This window comes from Deinococcus yavapaiensis KR-236 (assembly GCF_003217515.1).
Taxonomy (GTDB): domain Bacteria; phylum Deinococcota; class Deinococci; order Deinococcales; family Deinococcaceae; genus Deinococcus_A; species Deinococcus_A yavapaiensis.
In genome coordinates this window covers 50851-77815 of record NZ_QJSX01000003.1, presented here as the reverse complement: position 1 = coordinate 77815, position 26965 = coordinate 50851, and the positions used below count along the sequence as shown (strand labels likewise).

Sequence of the window (26965 nt, the reverse complement as noted above, 5' to 3'; positions counted from 1 at the left end):
CTTTCGCGGGGTTAAGCGACGCACGTTCGCCTTGCCGCCGCGCTCGAAGTTCAGGGCGCGGCGCTTTCGTTTGGGAGGTTCATGGACATCTACCTGTACGACACGAAGCAACGCCAAAAAGTCAAGTTCGAGCCGTCCGTGCCCGGCCGCGTCGGGATGTACTTGTGCGGTCCGACGGTGTACAGCGAGGCGCACCTCGGGCACGGGAAGAAGGAGGTGGCGTTCGACGTCATCCGGCGCTTTTTGATGCACGCGGGCTACGCGGTGCGGTACGTCAGCAACATCACCGACGTCGGGCACCTTCAAGGCGACGCGGACGAAGGCGAAGACAAGATCGCGCGGCGCGCCGCCCTGGAGAAGCTCGAGCCGATGGAAGTCGCCGACAAGTACTTCTGGAGCTTCGTGGACGACATGGGGAAGCTGAACGTTTTGCGTCCGTCCATCAATCCGCGCGCCACGGGACACATTCCCGAGCAGATCGAGTTGATCGAGGAGCTCATCGAGCGAGGCCACGCGTACGAGGTGAACGGCAGCGTGTACTTCGACGTGCGAAGCTGGCCGAGGTACGGCGAGCTCACGGGCCGCAAGCTCGACGAGCAAGAAGAAGGCACGCGCGAGGACGTGCGCGAGGAGAAGCGCGATCCTCGCGACTTCGCCCTTTGGAAGAAGGCGGAACCCAGCCACCTCATGCGCTGGGACAGTCCGTGGGGCGTCGGATTTCCCGGATGGCACATCGAATGCTCGGCGATGAGCTTGAAGTACCTCGGCGAGGACTTCGACATTCACGGAGGCGGCCTGGATTTGCAGTTTCCGCACCACGAGGCGGAAATCGCGCAGGCGGAAGCGGCGGGACACGGCTTCGCGCGCTACTGGATGCACAACAACATGCTGACGATCGGCGGCGAGAAGATGAGCAAGTCCAAGGGCAACTTCACGACCCTCAAGGAACTGTTCGAGCGCGTCGATCCGATGGTCGTGCGCTTCCTGCTGGTGTCGAGCCACTACCGCTCGGTGACGGAGATGAACGACGAGGCGTTCAAGAGCGCGGCGAGCGGTTACCGTCGTCTCACGGACGCTTTGCACGAAGTCGAGCGCCACTTGGAGACGGCGCGCGAAGGGCGCGACGCGGTGCTGGAGGGCAAGATCAACGCGAACGTGCGCGACTTCGAGGCGGCGATGAGCGACGACTTCAACACGCCCGAGGCCGTCGCGGCCCTGTTCAACCTCACGCGGGACGTCAACGCGGCCCTGGCGGGGGACGTGCCGAAGGAAACGCTGGAAAAGGCGCGCGCCGCTTACCGAGAGCTCGGCGGCAACGTGCTGGGACTGTTCGAAGACGCCGGAAGCGAGCGTCAGGACGATTCGCAGTTGCTGAACACCTTGATGGACCTCGTGCTGGAGGCGCGGCAGAGTTACCGTCTCGGCAAGCAGTTCCAGAAGGCGGACGAGTTGCGCGCGAAGCTCACCGAGGCGGGCGTGACGATCGAGGACACCTCGACGGGCACACGGTGGAAGCGCTGACTTGACCCGGTCCACGAAACGCCGGACAGGTGACATTTTCCCGGCGTCGTTTGAAGTGTGATGCCGTCATGTCGAAGCGGCACAAGGAGCTGGAACGGCTGTGGCCGGACCTCGTGAAGGGCGACGAGAAAGCAATTCACGAGGTCCGCAAGCTGTCACGCAAAGTCGGCGCGGAGCTTCGCGCGGCGGGAGCGCCGAACAAGGTGCGCCGCGCGTGGCGCGATTTGCGCCGCGCGATCGCCTCGGTACGAGACCGCGACGCCGTGGTGCCGCACCTAGTGGAGGGCTTGCGGGCGCTCGGCGCGAGCGAGGAGGACGTGCGGTCGTTCGGAACGGCGTGGAAAGCCAAACGCGAGGAAGCCTTTCGATCGGTGACGTTGCCCGAACCGCCGCCGGAGTTCAAGGTCGACGTGGACCTCGCGAAGCGGGCGCGCAAGAAGTTGCCGGGCGACTTGGACAAGGTGCGAGAAGACGCCGTGCACGTCCTCGTGTCGGATGACGCCGACACGTGGCACGAGTGGCGCAAGGACCTCAAGAGGTTGAGGCACACGCTGGAACTCGTGGCCGAGCCGCCACGGTCCATGCTGGACTTGCTTCAAGCCCTGGGCCGCTTGCAAGACGCCGAGGTGACGAAGGCGTTGCTGAGTGAATTCGATGGCTTGCCCGGTTACAAGGAAGCGCTGCTGCGCCGGGAGGACGAGGCGGCGAGCGAAAGCAAGCGGGCCGCCCGCGAAGCGTGGGCGACCTTGGAAGACGATTTGGCGCAGTTCGATTGAATCAGGTGCCGGGCGTCGCGCCGGGAAGGTAAGCGACTTGCACGGCGCGGTAGGCGACGGCGGCCAGCAGCAACGTCGCGACGGGCACGAAGCGTACCCAACGCGTCATGCCGTACTTGCGCCCGTTCAAGATCAGCTCGGTACCGCCGAGGCTGAGGATGGCGATGAGGCCGTACATGAGGTGCTCCCAGTGGCGTGACGGATCGGGCAGGTACCCGAGGATCGTCCGGCCGTCACCGCGAGCGGCGTCGGCGACGGCGCTCGGAACGTGCCGCCCGCTGAATTGCAGAGCGAGCCCCGCGACGGTATTGAGGGCGTACGCGAGCCAGTTGAGGCGCAAGACGAGCAAGAAGCCGCGAGACGGCGTGGGATTTCGAATGAGCGCGAGGCTCCACACGAACAGAATCGCCGACAACAAGACGAGGTAGTGTCCGACGATCGGGATGGGAAGAGCGAAGTTGTGAAGAGCTTCCCAGAAGTTCATGCCTTCGAGCGTACCCGAAAAGAAGCTCGGCGCGTCCTCGTGGCGCGCCGAGCTTCGAAGTCGCTCGGGTCAGCCGTGCCACTCCAAGGTGTAGCCATCGAGACCCGCGCCCGAGAGGCGGTACGACGTACCTTTCTCCAGCGTGTGCCCGAGGTTGAGCTGCGACGTGCCTTGCCACAGCGCGACGCCGGTCGGCAGCGCGTGCAGGTGAGCGGCCTCGTCTTGCTGATCGATGAGAAGGCCGCCGAGCGAGGAGATGCCGTACGCTTGGCCCACGTCGAGCTTGTCGTCTATGAAGATGAGGTGGGCGCGCGCCGGATCGAGGTTGGGCGTGAGGCGGCGCCCGTTTTGCAGCAGCTTGACGTCGATGCCGCCCGACGTGAACTGCTCGACGTTCGGGGCTCCGAGGACGCTGCCGAAGGTGAAGCTGCTCGCCGCCGCGATCGGGGGCGTGCCGACGCCAAGCCCGTACAACACGCCGGGCTTGAGGTACGAGCCCGCTGCGAGGGGCGTGCCGCCTTGCACGAGGTACACGCCGTTCGGCAAGGCGACGACGCGCGCTCCTTGATCCGAGACGGAGAGGCGAAGGCCGCGCAGCGCGGGCACGTCGAGCACTTCTCCGACGTCCGCGCCGAGCGGTACGGCGGCGTTGTTGCCAGCGTCGTCGTGCACGAGCGCGAGGCCGCCTTCGAGGCTGAGACCGCGCACGCGCTCCGGGTGGGTCTTGAGGGAGCTCAGCCAACCGCTGGCAGGCGCGAGCGTACCGCCGAAGTCACCGAGCCCGAGAAAAGCGAATCCGTCCATGAGGTCGTCACTTTTGGCGGGAGCGGGCGCCGCCGCGGCGACCGGAGCGACCGTGGATTGCGGCGCGGGCCGAGGAGCTTCGGCTGGCGGCACGGAACGGGCAGGCGCCGATTCGACGGGTTGCTCGACGGGCTTGGGCGTGATGACGGTACGTTCTTGCACCGTGGTGGGCGCGGGCTTGGGTTGAGCGGGCGGCGCGGCTTGTGCGGGCGCAGGCTTGGGTTGGGAAGGAGGCGTGGCCTGGGCAGGCGTGGGCGCGGGTTGCGAGGCGCGCTGAGACACCGGGACTTCGGCGGGCGGTGCGGACGGCGCGACGCGCACCCCGGTGACGCCGCTCGGCGCGCTCGGAGCTTTGTCGGAGGCTTGCTGGCTGGGAAGCTTTCCGGTTCGCTTTCGAAGTTCGCGTCGCACGGCGAGCGCGGCGACGACGAGCGCGAGCACGATGAGAATCCAAACGAACGGAGACGATCCGGAGCGAGAGACGTTCGTCGTCGGCGTGGTGGCGGAAGCGAGGGTGAACGCCATGCTCATCGTCAAAACGAAGGCGTGGGCCGAAAACGAAGTCAGACGCATACATCAAGATTATGAATTGTTCAAGGGGTAACGTTCAAGCGATATTCTGTACAGCCGAGTTCTGCCCGGACCCGACTCCCCGGAGTCACTACGCCATGAACATATTTTTCTTGACCGCTTTCAACTTCTTCTGATACAATGAGAAGTGCTTTTTGGGCGCCTGACGCGGATTTTCTCGCTTTAGGCATCCTACAAGGAGGGCCATGACTCAGCAGGAATACAACGCCTCCAGCATCACCGTGCTCAAAGGTCTCGAAGCCGTGCGCAAGCGTCCCGGCATGTACGTGCAGGGCGGCACCGGCATCGACGGCTACCACCAGCTTCTCACCGAGATCATCGACAACGCGATCGACGAGGGCCTCGGGGGCTTTGCCTCCGAAGTCACCGTCACGATGCATCCCGACGGTAGCGCCACCGTCACCGACAACGGGCGCGGCATTCCGGTTGACATGATGAAGACCGAGGGCCGCAGCGCCATCGAAGTCATCTTCACCGAGCTTCACGCCGGCGGCAAATTCGGCGGCGGCGCGTACAAGGTGTCAGGCGGTCTGCACGGCGTCGGGTCGAGCGTCGTGAACGCCCTCAGCGACTTCCTTGACGTCACCGTCAACAAAGGCGGTCAACTCCATAACATCCGCTTCGAGCGCGGCCCGGTCGTGACGCCCCTGCGCGTCCTCGGCAAGACGCCGTCCGACGTCGAGTGGAGCACGAAGGTCACCTTCCTGCCCGACCCGAAGGTCTTCCACGAGTTCGCGAACGTCTTCGACTACGAGCGCATTCGCCGCCGTCTGCGCGAACTCGCGTACCTCACGGGCCTCAAGATCGTCCTGACCGACGAGCGCACCGATCTGCACGGCGGCGAGCTCAAGCAAGAGATCTTCCACGAGCAGGGCGGCATCTCCACGCTCGCGCGACACCTCGTCGCCGACGGATCGAAGCTGCTGTACGAGGATCCCATCACCATCAAGGGTTCGCACTCCGACGTCGAAGTCGAAGTGGCGTTCGTGCACTCCGGCTCGTACTCCAAGGACAACATCCTCACCTTCGCGAACATGATCCGCACGCGCGAAGGCGGCACGCAGCTCACGGGCTTCAAGACGGCCTACACGCGCGTTTTGAACAAGTACGCCAACGAAAAGAAGCTCATCAAGTCGGGCAACCCCACGCCCACGGGCGACGACTTGCTCGAAGGCATCCACTGCGTCATCTCCGTCAAGCTTCCCGAGCCGCAGTTCGAGTCGCAAGCGAAGGTCAAGCTGCTCAACTCGGAAGCGCAGACGGCGGTGAACGCCATCGTCGGCGAGAAGTTCGCCGAGTACCTCGAAGAGAATCCCAAGGTCGGCAGGATCATCGTCGAGAAGGCCGCCGAAGCGGCCCGCGCCCGTGAAGCCGCCCGTAAGGCCCGCGATCTCGTGCGCCGCTCCAATCCCTTGGAGAACGACGACTTGCCCGGCAAGCTCGCCGACTGCACCTCGCAAGACCCCGCTGAATCCGAGCTGTTCATCGTGGAAGGCATCTCGGCAGGCGGCTCGGCCAAAGGCGGGCGCGAGCGCCGCTTCCAAGCGATCCTGCCGCTTCGCGGCAAGATTCTCAACGTCGAGAAGGCCGAGCTCAACAAGATTCTCAAGAACGCCGAAATTCGCGCCCTCATCGGAGCGATCGGCGCGGGCGTCGAAGGCACGGGCGACAAGATGCACTTCGACTTGTCGCAGCTTCGCTACCACAAGATCGTCATCATGACCGACGCCGACCAAGACGGCGGGCACATCGCGACGCTCTTGCTGACCTTCTTCTTCCGCTACATGCGGCCCGTCGTGGAGCAAGGCTACCTCTACATGGCCCAGCCGCCCTTGTTCAAGCTGTCGTGGGGACGCGGCAAGGGCAACGAGGTCTACTTGTACTCCAATGACGAGTTGCGCGAGCGCACCGCCAAGCTGCAAAAAGAAGGCCGGAAGTACGAGATTCAGCGTTACAAGGGTCTCGGCGAGATGAACGCCGAGCAACTCTGGGAAACGACGATGAATCCCGAGACGAGAGTGCTCAAGCGCGTCGACATCGAGGACCTCATCGCGGCGAACGAAGTCTTCGAGGACCTGATGGGCACCGAAGTCACGCCGCGCAAGGCGTTCATCCAAGAGAACGCGCGTTACGCCGACATCAGCGTGTAACCCTCTCTTACCCTCGGCGCCTTCCCATGTTGGGAAGGCGCCTCTTCATTTCCGCCTCGCGTCGTCCACGGCCGCCCTCTTCGCGTGTGCCAAGAACACGTGGCGCGGCGGGTGCCGATCCGAGCGCGCTGCAAGATCACGGCGGTGGAGACCGGGAAGCGGCGCTCCGCTTGGCCGCAACTCCGTGAATCGAGATCGACTTCGGGCTTGTCGATCAGGATTCGAGCCTCCTCGTCTTGCCGTTCAAGCCTCGGACGGTTCGAAGGACGCCGCGAGCTTGACGAGCAGAGCGCGCAGTTGGGCGCGTTCGGCGTCGTCGAGCCCCGACAGCAATCGGCGTTCGTTCTCGACGTGGCGCGGCAGCAAGGCGTCGACGAGCGCGCGGCCTTCGTCGGTGAGTTGCACGAGCAGGGCGCGGCGGTCCGCCTCGTGCGGATGGCGCTTCACGAGGCCGCGCGCCTCCAGGGCGTCGATACGTTTCGTCACGGCGGGCGGCGTGATCGCCATGAGGGTGCCGAGGCGCGAAAGCAGCAGGCCTTGAGGCGGCGCGGAGCGGCGCAGGGTGGCGAGCACGTCGAAGTTCGGCGGCGTGAGGTCGACGCTCGCGAAGAACGCTTGAAGTTCACGCTCCAGAAGGGCGCTCGTTCGCTGCACGGCGATGACGGTCAGCATCGGCGTGGCGTCGATGTCGGGCCGAGCGGCGCGCCAATCGGCCTGCACGCGAGCGAGCAGATCGCCGGTCTTCATCGCGATCGTTCTCGCGCGAGCAGCACGACGGCGCCGAGCAGCAATGCCGCGCCGATCATGTCGGGAATCGAGACGGCGCGCACGCTTTGACCGAGCAGACCGAAAGCGTCGATGAGCCGGGCGCCGAGAATCTGACCCAGGGTGACGCCCGCCGTGCTGGCAGCCACGCCGAGCGCCCGCGCCGTGAAGAGGGTGGCCGTGACGTAGCCCGCGCCGACCGCGCCGCCGAGGAACATCCACAGCGGCGCCTCGAACGGCGCCGACGCGAGTCCGCCGACGCCGAGCAAGGCCAGCAGGCCGGTGAGGGCGAAGCCGACGGCGAAATTCACGAGGCTGGCGAGAACGGCGTGGCGAGCGTGCGCGGCGAGGCGGACGTTGAAGGCGAGGCCGACGGAGAGGCCGAGGCCCGCGCCGAGGGTTCCGAGCAGGGCGGCGACCATCACAGCACCTGCAGGGTCAACGCGGCGAGGACGAGAACGAGGACGAAAACGCGTGTCGTGTTCATCGGTCGGCGTGGCAAGCCCAGCGCGCCGAAGTGATCGAGGGCGAGCGACGTGAGGGTTTGTGCGACGATCACGAGGGTGACGGCGAGGGCGGCGCCCAAAGTTCGCGTCAGGACGACGCTGCCCACGACGTACGCGCTGCCGATCACGCCGCCGAAGTAGCTCCACGCGGGCGCGCCCGACAGTTGCCTGAGGGGCACGCGGCCACGATGCGCGACGACGAGGCCCAGCAGCAACGCGGCCGTTCCGACGCCGTACGAGATGGCGGCCGTGGCGACCGGTGAGTTCGTTCGCGTCGTGAGGGCGCTGTTGACGGCGAACTGAACGGGAAGAAGCAAGCCGACAAGCACGGCGGCGGACAACGACCATCGTGAGGACATAGGATACTTTACCGGTTAAATATATCGCCGTGAATAAGTAGAATGACCGGGTCGCCAGGCCAAGAATGCATCAAGAAGCGGCCGAACGACGGCAAATCGCCCTCTCCTACCATGCGGCCATGAGCTTGTTCGAGACGATCGAGAACACCGTGCGGGCGTTGACGCTGTACGTCTCGGCGGGCGTCGAGGGCATCGCCGGCATCGTCGTGGCTTTGGGAATCCTGGAAGCGACCCTGAGGGCCGGCCACGCGTTTTTGCGGTCGTCGCGCTTGGAATCGGCCGACACCCTCGTGCTGCGCCTTCGACTCGGACGGTGGCTGGCGATCGCGCTGGAATTCCTGCTGGCGGCGGACATTCTGCGCACGGCGGTGGCGCCGACTTGGAACGACATCGGGCAACTCGCGGCCATCGCCACGATTCGGACGCTGCTGAACTACTTTCTGGAGCGCGAGATCGAAAGTGGAGAACGGCAAGCCAAGAGTGCGACTGCGTGACGTCTACGTAGTCGCAACTCGGACTGCTCGCGTTCGTGGCCGTGTCGCGCCTCGCCCTGAAGCACTTCGTCCCGTGGGACCGGCAGCATGTCGGCGCGCGACTTCACGAAGCTCGAAGGCCGAACTTCACTCGAGACACTTCGCGCATCGCGAAGGTGTCCTCTCACCGAAGATCCCACGTTATGTGGCAGCGGACCCGTGAACCCCGAGTCGGTCCTGTCGTACGGCGACGCAAAGAACGTCAGCGAATGCCCCGCGAGTTCAAGGCGCCGTACGGTCCCAGGGCCGCGCCGAAGCTACCGAATGAACGGCCTGGCCTCGCTCGACAGCGCGTCGAGGATCGGTTGACGATCGGCGCGCTGCACCTCGTCGATGATCGCGGGAATCTCGTCGGGCGTGAAGAAGCGCACCTCCAAGGTCTCGTCGTCGAAGCCACCCACTTGTCGCACCACGCGCGCCTCGAAGATCGTGTTCACGAACTCCGCCTGGTCGCCGTTGGGGTACGTGCCGCGCGTGATGTCCGGGTGCGAGTACACGCCGAGAAGCCTCACGATCTCGACTTCGTGCCCCGTCTCCTCCATCGCCTCTCGCACCGCCGTCTCCGCAACGCTCTCCCCGGGACTCACCCAGCCCCCGACGACCCCCCACAAGCCGTTGTCCGATCGGCGGACGAGCATCACGCGGCCATCCTCCGTTCGAGCGACGACGCCGCTGCCAGGCGCTTTGATGAGGTCGTGGCCGATCTTGGCCCGTAGACCGCGAATATAAGCATCCATGCGCGGCAGTCTACCCAATCCTCTTCTCAGCGCGTCGGCACGGCCACGAGCTTGTCGGCGAACGACGCGCGCAGCTTCGCGACCTTCGGCGAGACGACCGCGCGGCAGTAACCGTAGTTCGGATTGTTCTTGTAGAAGTCTTGGTGGTAGCCTTCCGCTTCGTAGAACGCCTCGAACGGCGCGACATGCGTGACGAGCCGCGCGCCGAACACGCCTTCGTGGTCGAGCTTGGCGATGACGTCCAAAGCCTCGCCTCGCTGCCGCTCGTCGTGATGGAAGATCACGCTGCGGTACTGCGTGCCGACGTCGGCGCCCTGACGATCGGGCGTCGTGGGGTCGTGCGTGCCGAAAAAGATCATCAACAAGTCGCGGTACGAGATGACTTCGTCGTCGAACTCGACTTGCACGACTTCCGCGTGACCCGTGCGGCCCGTGACCACCTGCTCGTACGTCGGGCGCGGCACGTGCCCGCCGCTGTACCCGCTCGTGACGCGCGTGACGCCGCGCACTTGCTGAAAGACCGCCTCCGTACACCAAAAGCACCCGCCGCCGAGCGTCGCGAGATTCATCATGTCGGTATTGTCGCGTGAAGCGGCGCGCTCAACTGAGCTGCTTCGCCCTTTACGAGAAGAACAGCAATCTTCCCACGACGGCAAGGACGATTCCGACGTAGATCACGCGAATGAAGGCGCTTCCGCGAAGCATCGCCAAGTGGGCGCCGAGGGTCGCGCCGAGAGCGTTCGCGACTCCCATGGGGAGGCCAAGCCAAAACACCATCTTCCCGCCGATCAGGAAGGCCACGAACGCCCCGAGGTTCGTGAGGAAGTTGACGACGCGGGCGTTGCCGCTGCCCTTCACGAAGTCGAAGTGCAAGAAGCGCACGAACACGAACATCAAAAAAGTTCCGGTGCCCGGCCCAAAGAATCCGTCGTACACGCCGATCGCGAGGGCGGCGGGCAAAGCGATCGAAAGCGTACGTCCCGTCAGCCCTTCGTAGCGGTTTTCCAAGCCGAGCTTCTTGTTCGTCACGACGAGGACGCCCACGAGCAAGATCAGCCCCGCGATGAGGTTGCGAAACAAATCGTCGTTCTTGAGGTTGGAGACGAGCACCGCGCCGACCGCGCTTCCGAAAAGCGCGAGGGGCGCCATGCGCAGCAGCAACGCCTTGTCGACGCCGCCCTTGCGCCAGAATTGAAAGCTGGAACTCGCCGAGCCGAAGATGGCGAGCAGCTTGTTCGTCGCGACGACTTGCCCTGGCGACAATCCCATGAAGTACAGCGTGGGAATGGTGATGACGCCGCCACCACCAGCGATCGCGTCGATGAATCCGGCAAGAAACGCGAGAGGCAGGCCGTACAGCAAGACGTCGGGACTCGGCACCGCGTCACCCTATCAGGTCGCGTGCGGACTCGCAAAGTTCGGCGGCGGCGACTGGTATTCTGTGCGTCGGAGGATTCTTGATGGCTACTTCCGTTCCTGCTCGTCGTGGCGCCAGCGCGTCCCGAGTGTTCCTTTGGCTCGTCCTCGTCGCTTTGCTCGCCCTGGGTACGCTGCTCACGGGCCTGGCCATTCGCAACAACCCCTTGGAGTCCGACGCTGCACAAGGCGGCGTCAGCAAGTGGCTGTTCCTTCAGCAGTGCCAAGAAAAGCTCGCCGAGCAGCTTCCGAAAGGCTTCACCCTCGTTTTCGCGCCGCCGGTGGAGCGCGTCAACGGCACGCGTCTGCAAACCGGCGGCGGCTGGGTTCACGAAAGCGTCATCACGGTGCGCGGCCCCGACGGGGACGCTCGCGCTCGCTACCAGTGCCTGTACGACAAGACGAAGAAGGCGACGGAGATCACCGGTCTCGCGCCGATCACCCAGTAACGACCAGGCTTCAAGGACGAGCGGGCATTCGGGCGGCACTCGAACGCCCGCTCGTCTTCGCGGCGGTCGCCACGCGGGCCAAGGCCGCCTCGGCATTCAGCAGGCCCGCGCCGCACGTCTTCAAGGGCGAGCGGACGTCGCACGCTCCGCCTTCGAACTTCGTCGCGGTGTCCTTGAGAATCGCCGTGACTTCGGCGGGCCTCAGGGTCGGCTTGGCCCGCAGCAGCAGACTCACGACGCCCGTGACGTGCGGCGCCGCGATGCTGGTGCCCATCTGACGCTCCGTTCCGTTCGGGGTGGACACATCGATCAGCGAAGCGGCCGTGCCGCCCGGCGCGGCAAGCGTGATCGTGGGACCGTAGTTGGCGTAGTTCGCACGCCGATCGGTCGCGTCCGTCGCCGTCACGGTGATGACGTCTCGGCAACCCGCGGGCGAATACCCGCTCGCGTCGCGGTCGTCGTTGCCCGCGCCCGCCACGACGATCACGCCGCGCGCCGCGACGGCACTCAAAGCGCTTTGCACCCGCGCGTCGCAGCGCGTGAGGGGAATGAAGTCGACGAAGAGGCTGAGGTTCACGATCTTCGCGGGTTTCGTGTTGAGAGGCACGCCCGTCACGGGCAAGCCAGCCGCCCAGCGCAAGCCGTCCACGAGGTCGTTGACCCGAATGTGGCCGTCGTCGTCGGCGACGCGAACGTGCACGAACGTCGCCGTGGGGTCGATGCTGGCGACGATGCCCGCCACCATGGACGCGTGATAGCTCGTCGCGCCGGTGTCGGTCGCGTCGGCGTCGCGGCCGTCGCCGTCGCCGGACGTGGCGGCGTCCGAAACGAAGTCGTAGCCGTTGACGACCGTTCCACGAATCGAGGGAACGGTCGCGTAGCCGGTGTCGAGGATGGCGATGGTGTTCGAAGTGGAGGCGGTGGTCGACATGGCGCCGAGCGAGACGGTCGAAATCGGCAGGTGAATGGCCGCCAAGTTCCACGGCAGGGAGGGTGGGACCACGGGAGATTGGGTCACGACGGGCGTGGCGCGAATGGCAGGCGCGACGCCCGCCAAGAAGGCGGCGGTCAAAAGCGAGAATGAGGCAAAGCGGCGCACGCGTCAGGATCGCACGAGGACCTGACGGGCGCCTGAGCACTTCTCTCGGTGCGCATGAGCGCGTCCTCGGCGGTCATCTCGGCGAACGGTCGTCCTCTTGTAAGTCGCGTCGTCCAAGTCGTTTCGCGAGCAGTGAATCGGCGGCGCTCGGTCAACCATGAGACTTGTACGGTCGATGTTGGTGGCATGCCCGCGAACACCTCGTCACCGTCGAAAATGCGCCGACCTCGTGGCGTCGACGAGCGTCGCCGGGCTGCGTGAGAAGCGGTCGTCCTCTCGCTTCCACGTTTCCGGCGAGCGACCGTTTTGCCGTGAGGTCACCTGAGCCGTTCTTGAAGCGCCGCCTCCCGTCAGGGCCGCTGTCGTACACTGACCGCGTGAGTCGTCTCCTCGACTTTCTCAACATCGCCAACACGACCCTCGACAAGCGCTTCGGTCGTTTCGTCCAGCAGCGCCGCAAAACGGGTCGTCTCGTGATCGTGGCGTTTTGCGGTTACGGCACCCCGACTCACGCGACTTTGCGCGGACGTGTCCTACGTCCGCGCACCCTCACGGAGGCGACCGAGCGAGATCCTCGCTGGCGCAACGCCCTCAACGTGGCTCGCCGCTTCTTGAGCCGCGAGGTGCACGGCGTCGCCGTGCACGGCACCTTGGCTGGCGTGCGCGCGACCGCCACGACGGACCAGGAAGGCTACTTCGACCTCACGTTCGCCTTCGACGCGCCCCTGAGCGGCGAGTGGCACGAGGCGGCCTTGACGCTCGGCTCGCCGGACTCTGCGGTGACGGCGCCCGTGCACGTCGTGCAAAGCGCGGCGTTCGGCGTGATCTCCGACCTCGACGATACGGTCGTGGAGTCGAAGGTGACGCGCCGCTGGCGCATGCTCACCACGGTGATGCTCGGCAACGCCCGCACGCGTCTTCCCTTTCCAGGCGTCAGCGCTTTGTACCGCGCGCTCGTCGGCGGTCCGAGCGGTTCGGCGTCCAACCCGGTCTTCTACGTGTCGAGCAGCCCGTGGAATCTCTTCGACATGCTGTGGGCCTTCTTGGAATACCGTCACATTCCCCTCGGGCCGATCTTCCTGCGCGACTGGAGCTTGTCGACGCTGCATCCCGTGCACGGCGACCACAAACTCGAGGCGATCGCACGCATCGTCGGGATGTACCCGACGTTGAAGTTCGTGCTCGTCGGTGACAGCGGCGAGCAGGACCCCGAAATCTACCGCGAGGTGGTGAGGGCGCACCCTGATCGGGTCTTGGCGGTGTACATCCGCGAAGTGACGGGCGCGCGGCGGCGGAGCGAGGTGATGGCGCTACGTCACGAGCTTCGCGCGGCGAACGTGGACCTCGTGCTCGCCACGGACTCGCTCGCGGCGGCGCACCACGCGTACGCGCTCGGCCTCATTCCCGCGTCGAGCGTTCGCGAAGTGGGCGAATCGGCGAGCCGCTGAGGGAAGGCGAGCGGCGCTTTGAAGCGCCGCTCGCCTTCCCTCGGTGTTCGGGCCCTTACCGGTCGAACTTTTCGTACCCGGCGGCTTCACGGCGTTGAGCGCCTCGCGCGAAGTCGAGTTGCATCTCGATGTCGTCGCTGCTGCCGTTCTTCAACGCCTGATGCGGCATCCAGTAGTTGAGCTTGTGCTCTCCGAGCTGGACCCACAGCTTGTCGCCCTCCTGATGAAACACGACGCGCTCGAAGTCGTTGCGTTCGGCCCACACTTTCACGATCTTCTCGGCGTTCGCGAAGTCCGCCGCGTTCTCGAGCAGCTGCCCGCGCTCGTCATGAAATTCGACTGTACTCATGAAAGGACCCCCTTTCCTTTTCTTAGCGTAGCGTAAGTGCCGAAGACCGGACCGTCAACGAGCCCGTGAAGTGAAGGGACGCTCAAGCTATGCTGTGTGCGTGTCCATCGAAGTCGCACCTCCTATTGCTCGCGTCGCCACCTTCAACGTGAACGGCTTGCGCTCCGCGTTGCGAAAGGGCCTCATCGAGTGGCTGGCACGCGAGCGTCCGCACGTGCTGCTTTTGCAGGAGGTACGCGCCGACCCGCATCCCGAGGTGTTCGCCGAGCTCGGCTACCACAGCGTGTGGGCGCCCGCCGTGAAAGCGGGTTACAGCGGCGTGGCGATCTTGTCGCGGCGCGCTCCGGACGAGGTACGAATCGGGCTCGGACACGAAGGCCACGACGCCGAGGGACGCGTGATCCTCGCGCGGTTCGCGGGCGCCTCCTTCGCGAGCGTCTACGTTCCCAGCGGAAGCAGCGGCGAGACTCGGCAAGCCGTGAAGGACGACTTCCTGTCGAAGTTCGAGTCGTGGACGCGCGCGCGACTTGCCGAGGGACCGGTGCTGCTGGGCGGCGACTTCAACGTGGCGCACCGCGAGATCGACCTCAAGAATTGGCGGTCGAACACCAAGAATTCGGGCTTCTTGCCGCACGAGCGCCTGTGGATGACGAACATGCTGCAATTGGGCCTCGCCGACACCCACCGCGAGACGCTCGGCGAGCGTGCGGAGTACTCGTGGTGGTCGAACCGTGGACGCGCTTATGAAAACGACGTCGGGTGGCGGCTCGACTACCTGCTGGCGTCGGGCCTCGTCGTGCGTCACGTGAGCGCGGCGCGGAGCGCCCGTTTGAGCGACCACGCCCCGATCGTCGGCGAGATCGTAGGGCCGTCTGAGATCGTACGCGCCCTCGTGTAGGGCTTTTCTTCACGTGCCACCACGAGTTCGGCTCGCCCGATGGTATACTGAACTCGCCACGAGAACGCGGCGCACGAGTGAGTCGCGTTCCGGCCAGAGCGGTCACGGTGCGATCGCACGAACGCGCGCCCACAAGGAACCCGAGGAGCGCGCCGTTCACCGTTCATGACATCAAGGTGCTGAATGCCGAAAAAGAAAGAGGACACCGCGGTCGCCGCGCAGAACACGAGCGACGAGACGACCGCCCCGACCTCGAGAAAGCAAAGCCGCAAGGCCGCCTCTCAGGTCAGCAACCCACCTCCGAAGGCGACGAAGGCGCGCAAGACACGTGCCAAGTCAGCCGAAGTCGCCGAGACGGCGTCCGACGTGCCCGCCTCGACGAACACGCCCACTGAAATTCAAGCGACGTCGCAGTCCGAAGACACCACGACGAAGACTCCAGCTGCGAAGAAGAGCGCGCGCAAGCCGTCTCGCCGTCAGAACCCCGAGGCGTCCGTCGACTCGGAGGTTACGGCGCAGGCGAGCGGGAACACGCCTACGGACGTGCCTTCCGCAGCGGAGGCGCCGGCCCTCGCCCTCGTGCCCGCGCAAGACGCGGACAACGCCACGTTCGAACCCACCCCTACCCCAGAAACGCCCCGCGACGCCGCCCTCCTGAGCGAGGAAACGGGCGTGACCATCCGCCCGAAGGCGAAGCGTGAACGCAAAGCCAAGGGCGCGGCGCCCGTCGCGCCCGCTGAAGAAGCGCCGCCCGCCGAACCTAAGCGCACGAACCGCCGCAAGAAGACGGCCGCGACTTCCGAGGCGACCTCGCCGAACGAAGGCGAGGTCTCGGCTTCCTCACCCGTCGACGGCGCGCCGAGCCAACTGCTCGAAGGGCTCGACGCGGACGAGACGGAATTGCAACCTCAACCGCGCGACGTGCCGCAAGCGCCGAGCGATCCGGTCGACGGCGTTCCCGCCCAGTTGCTGGAAGAGGCCGCCCCCGACCCCGTCGCTTCGGCGGACGCGAGCATGATCGAAGAAGTGCCGTCCGCGAAGCCGAAGCGGCCCCGCCGAGGCAAGAAAGCCGAGGTAACCCCCGCCGAAGCGCCTGCCGAGGTGTCACCCGTCGAGACGACGAGCGCCGCCGAAACGCCAACCGAAGTCGCTCCGCCCGCCAAGAAGCCTCGGCGCGGCAAGAAGGCCGCCCAGACCGAGGAAGACGCCCTGCCGGTGCCCATCGCGGAAGTCGTTACCACCGAGCCTGCCGCGCCCGAAGCGGCACCCAAGAAGCCCAAGCGCGGCAAGAACAAGAAGAGTACGGTCGAGGCGACCGAGGTGGTGTCGATGGGCGACGCCACGCAGGAAGTCGAAGCGCTCGCTCGGGAAGCCGATGAGGCGCTCGAACCCGTCGCGCCGTCGTCCGAGGCGGGCGCGTTCCTCGTGTCGTTCCTGCAACGACTCGGCCGCCCCGTGCACGTTCGAGACTTGGAGCGCCAGCTCACGCGCAAGGACCGCGAGAAGCTCGGAGCGCGAGGCAAGATCGAAGACTTGCTCGAAGAACTCGTGGAGCGAGGCAGCGTCGTTCGGACGCGCAAGCGCACGTACGGTCTGCCGGAAGCCATGAACCTCGTGCGTGGCCGCTTCCAGGCGACGCAAGGCGGGTACGGCTTCGTGATTCCCGACGCGGGCGGCGACGATTACTACATCGCGCCGGAAGCGACGATGGAAGCTTGGAACGGCGACACCGTCTTCGTGCGCGTCGAGGAACGCCCCGCCGAAGGGCGAGGCCGAGATCGAGAGCGGCGCGGCGAGTCGACCCGTGCGACTGTCGTGCGCATCGTCGCGCGCGCCTACCATCAACTCGTCGGCACCTTGGAGCACTCCAAGGGATACACGTTGCTGAAAGCGGACGATTCCCGCGCTCGGCACCGCATCCTGCTGCTGCCTGACGGCACCGAGAACGTCCCGACGGGCGCCCGCGTCGTCGTGGAGCTCTTCTGGCCGGAAGACACCGGTGAAGACGAAGTCTTCGGCCGCGTCACGCGCGTCTTGGGCGACACCGACGATCCCGAAACCGAAACGCAAGCCGTCATCGTGAAGTTCGGCTTGCGCGACGAGTTTCCCGAGGAAGTGCTGCGGGAAGCCGAAGCGATTCCGACGTCGATTCCCGAGGAGGCGTTCGAAGGTCGCCTCGACCTTCGCCACCTGAACATCTTCACGGTGGACGGACGCGACGCGAAGGACTTCGACGACGCCATTCACATCGAGAATGCCGACAACGGCAACTTCTTGATCGGCGTGCACATCGCCGACGTGTCCGCGTACGTGCGCGCGGGCACCGACCTCGACAAGGAAGCCTTGGCGCGCGCGACGAGCGTGTACCTGCCGGGCCGCGTTCTGCCGATGCTGCCCGAACGCCTCTCGAACGGCGTGTGCAGCTTGGTTCCCAACGAGGACCGCTTGTCGCTGTCCGCGCTCATCGAAGTGAACTCGGACGGAGACGCGCTGCGCGTGGAACTCACGCCGTCCGTCATCCGCTCGAAGGCCCGCCTCACCTACGACGAAGTGCAAGCCTACTCCGAGGCGAGCGCGGCCCTACCGGACTTCGCGCGCTTTTTGGAAGGCGACTTGCACCGCCTGCTCAAGATCACGTCGCGCATGCGCCAAAAGAGGTTGCGCAACGGCAGCCTCGACTTCAAGTTGCGCGAAGTCAAAGTGGACATCGACAAGGAAGGCAACCTCCAGCTCATCCCGATTCGCGAGGAAACGGCGCGCGGCATGATCGAAGACCTCATGCTGCTCGCCAACAAGGTCGTCGCGCGGCACATGCTGGAAAAGAACGTGCCCGCCTTGTACCGCGTGCACGAGGAGCCCACCCAGGGGCGCTTCGCGGAGGTCAGCGCGGCCCTCGCGAAGATGGGCGTGACGCTCGGCGACGAGCCGACGCCGCAAGCGTACCAAGCGGCCCTCAAGAAGGTGCGCGGTACGCCTCAGGAAACGGTCGCCAACACGTTGCTGTTGCGCTCGCTGAAGCAAGCGCGGTACGCCGGGGAGAACTTGGGGCACTTCGGCCTCGCGTTCGAGGAGTACTTGCACTTCACGTCCCCCATTCGTCGCTACCCGGATCTCATCGTGCATCGTGCCTTGCGCGCCCACCTCACGGGCGAAGGTGCGGGAAGCCTCGAAGCGCTGAGGGCCGAGTTGCCGAAGATGGGCGAGCACACGTCGGAGCGCGAGCGTGCCGCCGCCGAGGCGGAGCGCGAACTCACGAAGTACTACCAAGCGAAGTGGGCTCAGGCGCACCTCGGCGAGGACTTCGACGGAACGGTTTCGGGCGTCACGTCCTTCGGCGTGTTCGTCGTGCTGGAGAACGGCGTGGAAGGTCTGTTGCACATCAGCAACCTCGACGACGACTACTACTTCTTCATCGAGGACGCCCTGATGCTGCGGGGTCGCTCTTCGGGCCGCACCTTCCGCATGGGCGACTTCGTTCGCGTGCAAATCGCACAAGTCAATCCCATCGCCCGCAGCATCGACTTCACGCAGGAGACCGACATGACCGACCCCAACTCCAGACCGCGCGCGCGCCGCCGAGGCGAGCGCGATCAAGAACGCGACACGAAAACGACGCTCGCGCCGCGCACTCCGACGAGCGACGGTGGTGACGCCGGGCGCGTCGACGGCCGTCAAGAGAACCGTGAGGGTCGCGGCGATCGCGGGCGCGTCGGCAACCGCCACACGCCCACCGAACGCCTCGCGCCGCCTGCCTCGCGAGGCGGAAACGGGCCGAAGCGCCGCATCGTCACCATGGAACGCCCCCGAAACGAGCACAACCGTCCTATCGCCGTGACCGTGCAACGCATGTACTTCGGCGACTGGAGCTCGGAGAATCTGCGCGAAGACGAGGCCTCGGGCGGCAATCCCGGCTACAAGCAACCTCGTCCGTCAAGCCAGCAAAACGGCCGTGGCGCTTCCCAAAGCGAACGCCGCCCTCGCCCGCAGCCTCAGCAGGCGGCGGCTCAGCCCGCCGCACCGCAGCAGCAAGGCGACGCCAATGGAGGCGGCAACCGCCGTCGCCGTCGCCGCCGTGGACGCGGCAAGCCGAACGGCACGAGCGAAAGCTGATCGCGCCTCTCAAAAAAGCCCCTCTCCCTTGGTGGGAGAGGGGCTTTTGCTAAGTTCGGGCCCTCCGGGCTCTGCCTTAGGCTTCCATGCGCGTCTTCAGGAAGTTCGTCATGACGGCGCCGCGTTTGTAGAACGGGTTGTCCATGATCTTGACGTACAGCGGCACCGTCGTCTTCGGGCCTTGAATGACGGTCTCTTCGAGGGCGCGCTTCATTCGGCGTATGGCGTGATCGCGCGTTTCGCCGTGCACGATGAGCTTGCCGATGAGACTGTCGTAGTGCGGAGGGATGGTGTAGCCGCTGTACGCGTGGGAGTCGACGCGCACGCCCGGCCCGCCCGCGAAGTGGATGTTGTCGATCTTGCCCGCTGCCGGACGGAAGTCCTTATCGGGGTCTTCGGCGTTGATGCGGCATTCGATGGCGTGACCGCTCAAGACGACGTCTTCTTGCGCGAGGGTGAGGGGCATCCCGGAGGCGATTTCGAGTTGAAGTTTCACGAAGTCGAGTCCGCTGATTTCCTCGGAGACGCAGTGCTCGACTTGGATGCGGGTGTTCATCTCCATGAAGTAGAAGTTGCCGTCGCGGTCGACGATGAACTCCAAAGTCCCGGCGCCCGCGTAGTTCACGAATTTCGCGAGGCGCACGCCCGCCGAGAGGATCTCCTCGCGCAAGCTTTGCGGCAGCGTGGAAGGCGCTTCCTCGATGAGCTTCTGGTTGCGGCGCTGAATGGAGCAGTCCCGCTCGCCGATGTGAATGACGTGGCCGTTGCCGTCCCCGATCACCTGCACTTCGACGTGACGAAATTCTTCGAGGAACTTCTCCATGATGATGGCGGGATCGCCGAAGTAAAGGCGCGCTTCCTCTTGCGCTTGGCTGAAGGCCGTCCTGAGCTCCTCTTGGGTACGCACGACTTTCTGGCCGCGTCCCCCACCGCCCGCCGACGCCTTGAGAAGAACGGGATAGCCGATCTGCTTGGCGGCGAGCAGAGCGTCGTCGACGCTGTCCAGAACGCCCGTGCCCGGCACGACGGGGACGTCGGACTGCGCGGCGATTTCACGTCCGCCCGCCTTGGAACCGAGCGCGCGCATGCTTTCGGGGGTCGGGCCGATGAAGACGATGCCGTGATCGCGGCACATCTCGGCGAAGTCGGGGTTCTCGGCGAGAAAGCCGTAGCCGGGGTGGATGCCCTCCGCGCCCGTCATGAGGGCGGCCGAGAGGATGTTTTGCACGTTGAGGTAACTCTTGTTGCTGGGATACGGCCCCACGCAGACGCTTTCGTCGGCGAGCAGGACGGGGAGGCTGCCTTCGTCGGCTTCGGAGTACACGACGACCGTCTTGACGCCCATCTCCTTGGCCGTGCGGATGACGCGCAGCGCGATCTCGCCTCGGTTCGCGATCAAAATCTTCTTGAACACGGTTCAAATTCCCTTTCTACAAAAGAGCCCGACCGTTTCGGTCGGGCGTCGAGGCGGGCACGTTCGCCTCACTCGATGACGAAGAGCGTCTGGCCGTACTCGACGGGCTCGGCGTTCTTCACGAGAACTTCGCGCACGATTCCGGCGACGTCACTCTCGATCTCGTTCATGAGCTTCATCGCCTCGATGATGCACAGCACCTGCCCGACTTCAACGCGGTCCCCGACCTTGACGTACGGCGGGTTGTCCGGCGAGGGCGCCGAGTAGAAGGTCCCGACGATCGGGGCTTTCACGGGCGTCCCGGCGGTCTTGGCGGGCGCGGCAGGTTCGGGCGTGGACGCGGGCGCTTCCACTTGCGGCGCGGACGCGGCGGGAGCCGAGGCGGCCACGGGGGCAGACGCGGGTGGCGCCACGGTCACGGCGGGGGCGGCGATCGTCACGACTTCCGCGCCGCGCTTCACGGCGAGCTTGTACTCACCCGTTTCGAGGCTGAACTCGCGCACGTCCGCCGCCGCGAGGGCCTCCAGAATCTTCGCGAGCGCCTCGGGGTTCATCAGGCCCGCCCGAGGTACTCGCCGGTGCGCGTGTCCACGCGGACGTTCGTGCCTTGCTCGACGAACAGCGGCACTTGCACGACCGCGCCCGTCTCCAGCTTGGCGGGCTTCGTTCCGCCCGAGACAGTGTCACCGCGCACGCCGGGGTCCGTCTCCACGATCTGAAGCACGAGTTGGTTCGGCAACGTGATCTTGAGGGGCTTTTCGCGGAACATCTGCACTTCGACCTCGAGGTTCTCCTTGAGGAACTTCACCGCGTCACCCGCGAGGACGGGCGGCAGGGAGAGTTGGTCGAACGTTTCCATGTCCATGAAGATGTAGTCGTCGCCGTCCTTGTACAGAAACTGCATCGGCTTCGTCTCGACGAAGATGTCTTGCAGCTTTTCGCCGGAGTTGAAGGTGCGGTCCACGATCGAACCCGACTCCATGTTGCGGAACTTCGTGACGACCTTCGCGCCACCGCGTCCCATCTTGAGGTGAGAGTACTCGAGGCACTCCCAGAGGCCTCCGTCCATCTCGACTTTCGTTCCGTTGCGCAATTCCGTCACGCTGATCATCAGTTGTCTCCTGTGCAGCAGGGGCCTCAAGCCGAGCTGGGCGCGTCCTGCAATTCGGTGATCTCGGGTTTGAAACCCACCAAATGAATGTACCGCAGATACTCGTCTTCTGTCAGCGGTCGCCCCTCGCCGCTCAAAGCCACGAAGAATGCCTCCATGACGTTCGTGCCGAACGAGCGCCCGCCGATGCGCGGCGTCGTCGTGATCAGACGCGCGGCTCCCGCACCGCGCGCCCACTCGACGTCCTGCTTCGTGGTGGTGTTCGTCAAGATCGTCTTGCCGTCGAGGCGGCTGGGAGCGTAGCGGCGAATGTACAAGAAATCCCCGGCGATGACGTCGGCCTCGTCGTAGTACTTCGTGCCCGCTCCCTGCACGGTCTTCTCCTGCTTCTCGCCCGTGGGGTAGAACCACTGGAAAGGAAGGCGCGTGATGACGGGCAAGGAGAGGTACGCGGTGCGGCGAAGCGTGTCGAGGCTGCGAATCGGAATGGGAATGCCGAGGCCGAACACGAGATCGCCGAACATCACGCGCGCGCCCGCCTCGCTCAACGCCTCGGCCATCCCGAAGCGGTCCACGGCGTTCACCATCAAGGTCCTCCGGCCCTTCCAGCCCACGACCGGATCGAGCAGGCGAATCGCTTCGCGCTCCAAGGTGTGCTTGAGGCCCGATCCGTCGAGCAACGGAGTCGTCCTCGCGTTCGCCGCGAGCTTGGCGATATCGCGGAAGGTGTAGCGACGATCCCCGGCGACGATGTAGAGATCGGTGCCGCCGAGCCCGAACGCGTCGACTCGGCCGTCGAGCGCGCCGAGGAGGTCGCCTGCCTTGCGCATGTCGCCGTCCGTTCCGAGGCGTTCGAGAACGAACTTCTGCCCGAGCACCTCGGTCTCCTCGCGGGCGTCACGCTTGCTCGACCCGATGGAGACGCTCACGACGTGCTTGTATCCACTTGGCGCGGGCGTCCAGTTCGACAGCAGTTGTGTCATAACTCAGGATTCTAACGAGTCGAGTGACGAAGCGGTGAAACTCCTCACCGCTTGCCAAGCCGCAAACTTTCCCAGCTCGCGTCCGCGTACCAGCCGCCGTCCACGCTGAGCGCCACGCCGTTCACGAACGCGCTCTTGTCGGCGTCCGCGAGAAAAGCGATGGCCTCGGCGACGTCTCGCGGCGTCGCGAAGCGGCCCATGGGAACGCGGCGCTCGATGTCGGCGGACGTGTAGGCGCCGCTTCCGGCGTCCTTCTCGTCCATCTCAGTCTTCACCCAGCCGGGACACACGGCGTTGACGCGCACGCCCCGCCCGCCCCACTCGCCCGCGAGGGTGCGCGTCAAGCCGATCAGGCCGTGCTTGCTGGCGTTGTAGGCGGAGCGGTCCGACACGCCCGCGAGACCGGCGACGGACGCGACGTTGACGATGGCGCCTTCTCCACGCTCCAGCATGACGCGGCCGAATTCGCGCGAAAGCAGGAACGGCCCGAGAAGGTTCACGTCGAGCACGCGCCGAAACTGCTCGGTGGTGGTGTCCTCGGCGGGCACGATGCACGAGATGCCCGCGTTGTTGACGAGGACGTCCACCCGGCCGAACTTCTCGGTCGTGCGCGTGACGAAGCGCTTCACGTCCTCCTCGCTCGACACGTCTCCCGTGAGCTTCAAGGTGGACGCGCCGAAGTCGCCTTCGACTTCTCTCAAGTCGAGCAGGACGAGGGCGAAGCCTCGCTCGGCGAGCACGCGCGCCGTTTCGCGCCCGATGCCTTGCGCGGCGCCCGTGATGACGGCGACGCGCGTCACGCCGACAGTTCCTGGCGCAGCCACGAGCCCGCCTGATCCATGAGGGACGCCGCGGCGGGCGACAAGCCCGTCATGTTCGCGAAGCCGTGAATCATGCCCGGGCCGGGCAGCAAGGCGGCGCGCCCGCCCTCCTCGTTGATGGCGTCGACGAGCGCCGCGCCTTCGTCACGCAAGGGATCGAACTCGGCAGTCATCACGAGGGTCGGGGGAAAGCCTCGGAAATTCGCCGCGTGCAAAGCCGAAACGTGCGGATGCGAGCCGTGCGTGGGGTCGGCGAGATAGGCGCCCGCGAAGAAATGCATGCGCTCCTCGGTGAGGAAGAAGCCGTCGGCGTTTTCGCGGCGCGACGCGTAGCGCTCGGTGTTCACGAAGTCGGCGGCGGGGTAGATCAGGAGTTGCGCGGCGAGGTTCGGCCCGCCTTCGTCGCGCACGCGCTGAGCGACGGCGAGACAAAGGTTGCCGCCCGCGCTGTCGCCCGCCAGGGCGAAGCGCCGTCCGTCCGCGCCGAGTTCGGTCGCGTGTTCGGCGGCCCACAGCACGGCGGCGTAGGCGTCGTCCACGGCGGCCGGGTACTTGTGTTCGGGTGACAAGCGGTAGTCGACGCTGAGCACGGCCGTGTTCGCGTTCGCGCACAGTTCGCGCGTGACGTGATCGTGCGTTTCGAGGCTGTACGCGACGAAGCCCCCACCGTGAAAGAACAGGGTGAGGGGAAACGGGCCCGCTCCCGTTGGCGTGTACAGCCTTGCGGGTAACTCGGACGCCGGCCCGGGGATGGTCAAGTCACGCGTCCGGGCGACCTCCACGGACCGCTTGGGCGTACGCGCCGCGCTCGCGTGGACTGCGGCGCGCATTTCTTCGAGGCCGTTCGGTTGGGGAGCGGCGGCCATTTGCAGCAGGACTTCCTTGAGGTGCGGATCGAGCGGCATGAAATCGAGCCTCCTGAGCTTGGAATGCGAGCAGCGTACTTCATAAGGGGCCGAACGAAAAAACGCGCTCCCGGTCGGGAGCGCGTGCGAAAAGGTGCTTACGGGTACAGACCGCGCAGGGCGCGCGCCTCGAGGACGCGCGTGCACGCCACGATGTACGCGGCGGTGCGCAACGTGACCTTGTGACGCTCGGTGACGTCCCACAAGCCATTGAACGCCTCTTTCATGACGCGCTCCAAACGCGCGTTGATTTCTTCTTCCGTCCAGAAGAACGACGAGAAGTCCTGAACCCACTCGAAGTACGAAACGGTCACGCCGCCCGCGTTCGCGAGCACGTCGGGCACGACGAGGACGCCCTTTTCGCGTAGGATGTCGTCGGCGATCGGAGTGGTCGGGCCGTTGGCGCCTTCCACGATGACCTTCGCGGTGATCTTGGAGGCGTTCGCCTCGGTGATCTGGTTTTCGAGGGCGGCGGGAATGAGGACGTCACACGGCAAGCTCCAGAAGTCGTTGCGTGAGATTTCCTGCGCGCCTTCGAGGCCCGCGAGCGTGCCGTGGGCGCGCAAGTACTCCTGCGCTTTGTACGGATCGATGCCTGCCTCGTCGTACAAGGTGGCCGTCACGTCCTGAATCGCGACGATTTTCGCGCCGTGATCGAAGAAGATGCGGGCGGCGGCGTTTCCGACGTTTCCGAAGCCTTGCACGGCGACGCGGGCGCCTTCGAGCGGCAAGTCGATCTTCTGCATCGCCTGCGCGCCCGTCACGAACACGCCGCGTCCCGTCGCGTCGCTGCGCCCGAGCGATCCGCCGAGGCTGATGGGCTTGCCCGTCACGACGCCCGTGGCAGTCTTGCCGACGTTCATGGAGTAGGTGTCCATCATCCACGCCATGGTCTGCGGATTGGTGTTGACGTCGGGCGCGGGAATGTCCTTGTCGGGGCCGATGATGAGGCCGATTTCGGAGGTGTAGCGGCGCGTGAGGCGCTCGAGTTCCGACATCGACAAGGTGCGCGGATCGACGCGGATGCCGCCCTTGCCGCCGCCGTAGGGAAGGTTCACGGCCGCGTTCTTGACCGTCATCCAAGCCGACAAGGCCATGACTTCGCTCAGCGTCACGTCTTGGTGATAGCGAACGCCGCCCTTGGCGGGACCGCGCGAGGTGTTGTGCTGCACGCGGTAGCCTTCGAAGTGCGCGACAGAGCCGTCGTCGAGGTGAATGGGCACGTCCACCACGAGAATGCGCTTGGGCCGCTTGAGGGTCTCGACCCAGTAGGCGAGCTTGCCGAGGTAAGGCGTGACGCGCTCGACTTGCTCCAGATAGATTTCCCACGGCCCGAGGTGATTCGGGTCGAGGTACGAGGGCACGTCGTGGCGACGGGTGGTGGCGGGCAAGCTGGATTCGAGTTTCGTCATGGGTAGACTCCCCTGAGGGTCGTGGCTTCGTGCAGGCGGTTGAGGGCGAGGGCGTAGGCGGCCGTTCGAAGGTCCGTCCTCAGCGTACGTCTCGCCGTCAGGACTTGGTCGAGCATCTGGGCCGTGCGGCGCGAAAGGGCGCCGGAGATCTCGTCTTCCGCCCAGAAGAACGAGTTGGCGTCTTGCACCCACTCCAGGTAGCTCAGCGTGACGCCGCCGCCGGAGGCGACGAGGTCGGGAATGACGATTCCGGCGAGGTGCTCTTCGGCGTCGGGCAGCACGGCGCGGTTGGCGGCTTCCAGGATGTACTTGGCACGCACGCCGGGCGCGATGCCTTCGTGGATGACGCCCCAATCGGCGCTGAGGGCCAGCACGGTCACGTCGAGGGTCAAGAGGTGTCCGCTCTTGATTTCGGGCGCGAAGCCGAGGACGCTGCCCGTGAAGTCGCGGTGCGCGCTGAGAGACTCGACGTCGAGGCCCGAGGAGTCGTAAATGGCGCCGCCTTGATCGGCGACCGCCACGATCTTGGCGCCTTGCAGATGCAGACGTCGGGCGAGTTCGCGCCCGACGTTTCCGAAGCCGTGAATAGCGACGGTGACTTCGCCGTCGACGCCGTCCTCCTTGAGAACCCGCTCGGTGACTTGCGCGGCGGCGCGACCACGCGCTTCCTTCGAGCCGAAGGACCCGCCGAGGCCGAGGGGTTTGCCGGTCACGACGCCCGTGGTGGTCGTGCCAGTTTGTTCGGAGTACGTGTCCATCATCCACGCCATGACTTGATCGTCGGTGCCGATGTCGGGCGCGAGGATGTCCTCGCCCGGCCCGATGAAGTCGACGAGTTCGGACGTGAAGCGGCGCGTGAGGCGTTCGAGTTCCTTCTTCGAGAGCTTCTCGGCGTCGACGTCGACGCCGCCCTTCGCGCCGCCCAAGGGAAGCTCCATCACGGCGCACTTCAAGGTCATGATGCCCGCGAGCACTTCGCACTCGTGCGCGGTGAGACCTTCTTTGAAGCGCACGCCGCCCGTGGCGGGTCCGCGCGCGATGGAGTGGACGGTGCGGTATCCCGTGAAGACGTCGACGCCCCCGTCGTCCATTCGCACGGGCAGCGAGAAGCGCACCGTTCGCTTCGGGTACTTGAAATAGGCCAGCGAGTGTTCGCTGGCCTGGGTAAACGGCAAGGCACGCTCCATCTGGCGCATCAGACCTTGCCACGTGAGGGTTGTCGGTTGCATGTTCGACCTCCGGACTGAAAAGCATCCAGATTATACACACTGCAACCTAACTAACGTGCATTAGTTCGAAGATGCGTCGACGTGCAAGCTTAAGC

26 protein-coding genes are annotated in these 26965 nt (G+C 65.5%); 8 read left to right on the top strand and 18 right to left on the bottom strand.

Translation table 11 applies throughout. The annotated features are described in order from the left end of the window. Positions 1–81: 81 nt before the first annotated feature. Positions 82–1521 (top strand): cysteine--tRNA ligase, encoded by a 1440-nt coding sequence (cysS, locus tag DES52_RS04530; RefSeq protein WP_110885604.1) that lies wholly within the window; start codon positions 82–84, stop codon positions 1519–1521. 68 nt (positions 1522–1589) lie between these two features. Beyond that, complete coding sequence (locus tag DES52_RS04525) at positions 1590–2297, top strand: CHAD domain-containing protein (protein ID WP_110885603.1); 708 nt, start codon at positions 1590–1592, stop codon at positions 2295–2297. A gap of 1 nt (position 2298) precedes the next feature. On the opposite strand, the gene DES52_RS04520 is transcribed toward DES52_RS04525, so the two are convergent. Both DES52_RS04520 and DES52_RS04515 read right to left on the bottom strand, forming a co-directional pair. Further along, positions 2299–2781 (bottom strand): hypothetical protein, encoded by a 483-nt coding sequence (locus DES52_RS04520; RefSeq protein WP_110885602.1) that lies wholly within the window; start codon positions 2779–2781, stop codon positions 2299–2301. Positions 2782–2850: 69 nt separating this feature from the next. Next, positions 2851–4158: a superantigen-like protein SSL4 gene (locus DES52_RS04515; RefSeq protein WP_110885601.1), complete on the bottom strand. Its 1308-nt coding sequence runs from the start codon at positions 4156–4158 to the stop codon at positions 2851–2853. Positions 4159–4361: 203 nt separating this feature from the next. On the opposite strand from DES52_RS04515, the gene DES52_RS04510 reads away from it, so the two are divergent. Beyond that, the gene (locus DES52_RS04510) at positions 4362–6326 is read left to right on the top strand and encodes a DNA gyrase subunit B (RefSeq protein ID WP_110885600.1); all 1965 of its coding nucleotides are present in this window, start codon (positions 4362–4364) and stop codon (positions 6324–6326) included. A 243-nt stretch (positions 6327–6569) separates the two neighbouring features. On the opposite strand, the gene DES52_RS04505 is transcribed toward DES52_RS04510, so the two are convergent. From DES52_RS04505 to DES52_RS04495, 3 genes are read right to left on the bottom strand one after another with little or no spacing between them, the layout of a single operon-like run. Then, positions 6570–7073 carry a MarR family winged helix-turn-helix transcriptional regulator gene (locus tag DES52_RS04505; RefSeq protein WP_110885599.1) on the bottom strand — a complete coding sequence of 168 codons (504 nt, stop codon included), beginning with the start codon at positions 7071–7073 and terminating at the stop codon, positions 6570–6572. Beyond that, positions 7070–7513 carry a DMT family transporter gene (locus tag DES52_RS04500; RefSeq protein ID WP_110885598.1) on the bottom strand — a complete coding sequence of 148 codons (444 nt, stop codon included), beginning with the start codon at positions 7511–7513 and terminating at the stop codon, positions 7070–7072. Before DES52_RS04500 ends, DES52_RS04505 begins: the two co-directional genes overlap by 4 nt. Then, the gene (locus DES52_RS04495) at positions 7513–7956 is read right to left on the bottom strand and encodes a DMT family transporter (RefSeq protein ID WP_110885597.1); all 444 of its coding nucleotides are present in this window, start codon (positions 7954–7956) and stop codon (positions 7513–7515) included. Before DES52_RS04495 ends, DES52_RS04500 begins: the two co-directional genes overlap by 1 nt. 119 nt (positions 7957–8075) lie before the next feature. Between DES52_RS04495 and DES52_RS04490 the strand changes: the two genes are divergently transcribed. Continuing rightward, entirely contained in the window at positions 8076–8450 is a 375-nt protein-coding gene (locus DES52_RS04490) for a DUF1622 domain-containing protein (RefSeq protein ID WP_110885831.1), read from the top strand. A gap of 296 nt (positions 8451–8746) precedes the next feature. Here the strand turns inward: DES52_RS04490 and DES52_RS04485 are convergent, their stop codons facing one another. The 3 genes from DES52_RS04485 to DES52_RS04475 are packed head-to-tail and all read right to left on the bottom strand — an operon-like array spanning position 8747 to position 10606. Next, positions 8747–9226 (bottom strand): NUDIX domain-containing protein, encoded by a 480-nt coding sequence (locus DES52_RS04485; protein ID WP_110885596.1) that lies wholly within the window; start codon positions 9224–9226, stop codon positions 8747–8749. 26 nt (positions 9227–9252) lie between these two features. Beyond that, a complete protein-coding gene (msrA, locus tag DES52_RS04480; protein WP_110885595.1) occupies positions 9253–9798 on the bottom strand; it encodes a peptide-methionine (S)-S-oxide reductase MsrA in 546 nt (181 codons plus the stop codon). 49 nt (positions 9799–9847) lie between these two features. Next, positions 9848–10606 (bottom strand): TSUP family transporter, encoded by a 759-nt coding sequence (locus DES52_RS04475; protein WP_110885594.1) that lies wholly within the window; start codon positions 10604–10606, stop codon positions 9848–9850. A gap of 80 nt (positions 10607–10686) precedes the next feature. On the opposite strand from DES52_RS04475, the gene DES52_RS04470 reads away from it, so the two are divergent. After that, positions 10687–11091, top strand: coding sequence for a hypothetical protein (locus tag DES52_RS04470; RefSeq protein ID WP_110885593.1), 405 nt, complete (start codon positions 10687–10689; stop codon positions 11089–11091). Between the two features lie 10 nt (positions 11092–11101). Here DES52_RS04470 and DES52_RS04465 read toward each other — a convergent pair whose 3' ends face one another. Beyond that, the gene (locus tag DES52_RS04465; RefSeq protein ID WP_245900702.1) at positions 11102–12190 is read right to left on the bottom strand and encodes a S8 family serine peptidase; all 1089 of its coding nucleotides are present in this window, start codon (positions 12188–12190) and stop codon (positions 11102–11104) included. Between the two features lie 377 nt (positions 12191–12567). Between DES52_RS04465 and DES52_RS04460 the strand changes: the two genes are divergently transcribed. Then, on the top strand, positions 12568–13638 hold the full coding sequence (locus DES52_RS04460) for an App1 family protein phosphatidate phosphatase (protein WP_110885829.1): 1071 nt from the start codon (positions 12568–12570) through the stop codon (positions 13636–13638). A 55-nt stretch (positions 13639–13693) separates the two neighbouring features. Here DES52_RS04460 and DES52_RS04455 read toward each other — a convergent pair whose 3' ends face one another. Next, complete coding sequence (locus DES52_RS04455; protein WP_110885592.1) at positions 13694–13987, bottom strand: hypothetical protein; 294 nt, start codon at positions 13985–13987, stop codon at positions 13694–13696. Between the two features lie 100 nt (positions 13988–14087). Between DES52_RS04455 and DES52_RS04450 the strand changes: the two genes are divergently transcribed. Then, entirely contained in the window at positions 14088–14885 is a 798-nt protein-coding gene (locus tag DES52_RS04450; protein WP_245900700.1) for an exodeoxyribonuclease III, read from the top strand. 183 nt (positions 14886–15068) lie between these two features. Beyond that, positions 15069–18995, top strand: a complete 3927-nt coding sequence (rnr, locus tag DES52_RS04445; RefSeq protein ID WP_110885591.1) for a ribonuclease R — start codon at positions 15069–15071, stop codon at positions 18993–18995. A 76-nt stretch (positions 18996–19071) separates the two neighbouring features. Here rnr and accC read toward each other — a convergent pair whose 3' ends face one another. From accC to DES52_RS04405, 8 genes are all read right to left on the bottom strand, one after another. Further along, positions 19072–20409, bottom strand: coding sequence for an acetyl-CoA carboxylase biotin carboxylase subunit (gene accC / locus DES52_RS04440; protein WP_110885590.1), 1338 nt, complete (start codon positions 20407–20409; stop codon positions 19072–19074). A gap of 68 nt (positions 20410–20477) precedes the next feature. Next, positions 20478–20963: an acetyl-CoA carboxylase biotin carboxyl carrier protein gene (accB, locus tag DES52_RS04435; RefSeq protein WP_110885589.1), complete on the bottom strand. Its 486-nt coding sequence runs from the start codon at positions 20961–20963 to the stop codon at positions 20478–20480. Next, positions 20963–21520 carry an elongation factor P gene (efp, locus tag DES52_RS04430; protein WP_110885588.1) on the bottom strand — a complete coding sequence of 186 codons (558 nt, stop codon included), beginning with the start codon at positions 21518–21520 and terminating at the stop codon, positions 20963–20965. The genes accB and efp overlap by 1 nt, the downstream gene beginning before the upstream one ends. Positions 21521–21546: 26 nt before the next feature. Beyond that, positions 21547–22503 (bottom strand): quinate 5-dehydrogenase, encoded by a 957-nt coding sequence (locus tag DES52_RS04425; protein WP_110885587.1) that lies wholly within the window; start codon positions 22501–22503, stop codon positions 21547–21549. 44 nt (positions 22504–22547) lie between these two features. Further along, complete coding sequence (locus DES52_RS04420; RefSeq protein WP_110885586.1) at positions 22548–23303, bottom strand: SDR family NAD(P)-dependent oxidoreductase; 756 nt, start codon at positions 23301–23303, stop codon at positions 22548–22550. After that, the gene (locus DES52_RS04415; protein WP_110885585.1) at positions 23300–24229 is read right to left on the bottom strand and encodes an alpha/beta hydrolase; all 930 of its coding nucleotides are present in this window, start codon (positions 24227–24229) and stop codon (positions 23300–23302) included. Before DES52_RS04415 ends, DES52_RS04420 begins: the two co-directional genes overlap by 4 nt. A 98-nt stretch (positions 24230–24327) precedes the next feature. Further along, complete coding sequence (locus DES52_RS04410; RefSeq protein WP_110885584.1) at positions 24328–25641, bottom strand: Glu/Leu/Phe/Val family dehydrogenase; 1314 nt, start codon at positions 25639–25641, stop codon at positions 24328–24330. Further along, positions 25638–26870, bottom strand: a complete 1233-nt coding sequence (locus tag DES52_RS04405) for a Glu/Leu/Phe/Val family dehydrogenase (RefSeq protein ID WP_110885583.1) — start codon at positions 26868–26870, stop codon at positions 25638–25640. Before DES52_RS04405 ends, DES52_RS04410 begins: the two co-directional genes overlap by 4 nt. Positions 26871–26965: the final 95 nt, after the last annotated feature.

What these genes read in the sequence shown, in the direction of transcription:
- efp (WP_110885588.1), bottom strand. Translation starts at nt 21,520, where the DNA reads ATGATCAGCGTGACGGAATTGCGCAACGGAACGAAAGTCGAGATGGAC.
- rnr (WP_110885591.1), top strand. Translation starts at nt 15,069, where the DNA reads ATGCCGAAAAAGAAAGAGGACACCGCGGTCGCCGCGCAGAACACGAGC.
- DES52_RS04415 (WP_110885585.1), bottom strand. Translation starts at nt 24,229, where the DNA reads ATGCCGCTCGATCCGCACCTCAAGGAAGTCCTGCTGCAAATGGCCGCC.
- DES52_RS04490 (WP_110885831.1), top strand. Translation starts at nt 8,076, where the DNA reads ATGAGCTTGTTCGAGACGATCGAGAACACCGTGCGGGCGTTGACGCTG.
- DES52_RS04470 (WP_110885593.1), top strand. Translation starts at nt 10,687, where the DNA reads ATGGCTACTTCCGTTCCTGCTCGTCGTGGCGCCAGCGCGTCCCGAGTG.
- DES52_RS04505 (WP_110885599.1), bottom strand. Translation starts at nt 7,073, where the DNA reads ATGAAGACCGGCGATCTGCTCGCTCGCGTGCAGGCCGATTGGCGCGCC.
- DES52_RS04495 (WP_110885597.1), bottom strand. Translation starts at nt 7,956, where the DNA reads ATGTCCTCACGATGGTCGTTGTCCGCCGCCGTGCTTGTCGGCTTGCTT.
- DES52_RS04455 (WP_110885592.1), bottom strand. Translation starts at nt 13,987, where the DNA reads ATGAGTACAGTCGAATTTCATGACGAGCGCGGGCAGCTGCTCGAGAAC.
- DES52_RS04410 (WP_110885584.1), bottom strand. Translation starts at nt 25,641, where the DNA reads ATGACGAAACTCGAATCCAGCTTGCCCGCCACCACCCGTCGCCACGAC.
- DES52_RS04500 (WP_110885598.1), bottom strand. Translation starts at nt 7,513, where the DNA reads ATGGTCGCCGCCCTGCTCGGAACCCTCGGCGCGGGCCTCGGCCTCTCC.
- DES52_RS04510 (WP_110885600.1), top strand. Translation starts at nt 4,362, where the DNA reads ATGACTCAGCAGGAATACAACGCCTCCAGCATCACCGTGCTCAAAGGT.
- DES52_RS04425 (WP_110885587.1), bottom strand. Translation starts at nt 22,503, where the DNA reads ATGACACAACTGCTGTCGAACTGGACGCCCGCGCCAAGTGGATACAAG.
- cysS (WP_110885604.1), top strand. Translation starts at nt 82, where the DNA reads ATGGACATCTACCTGTACGACACGAAGCAACGCCAAAAAGTCAAGTTC.
- DES52_RS04405 (WP_110885583.1), bottom strand. Translation starts at nt 26,870, where the DNA reads ATGCAACCGACAACCCTCACGTGGCAAGGTCTGATGCGCCAGATGGAG.
- msrA (WP_110885595.1), bottom strand. Translation starts at nt 9,798, where the DNA reads ATGATGAATCTCGCGACGCTCGGCGGCGGGTGCTTTTGGTGTACGGAG.
- DES52_RS04515 (WP_110885601.1), bottom strand. Translation starts at nt 4,158, where the DNA reads ATGCGTCTGACTTCGTTTTCGGCCCACGCCTTCGTTTTGACGATGAGC.
- DES52_RS04520 (WP_110885602.1), bottom strand. Translation starts at nt 2,781, where the DNA reads ATGAACTTCTGGGAAGCTCTTCACAACTTCGCTCTTCCCATCCCGATC.
- accB (WP_110885589.1), bottom strand. Translation starts at nt 20,963, where the DNA reads ATGAACCCCGAGGCGCTCGCGAAGATTCTGGAGGCCCTCGCGGCGGCG.
- DES52_RS04525 (WP_110885603.1), top strand. Translation starts at nt 1,590, where the DNA reads ATGTCGAAGCGGCACAAGGAGCTGGAACGGCTGTGGCCGGACCTCGTG.
- DES52_RS04485 (WP_110885596.1), bottom strand. Translation starts at nt 9,226, where the DNA reads ATGGATGCTTATATTCGCGGTCTACGGGCCAAGATCGGCCACGACCTC.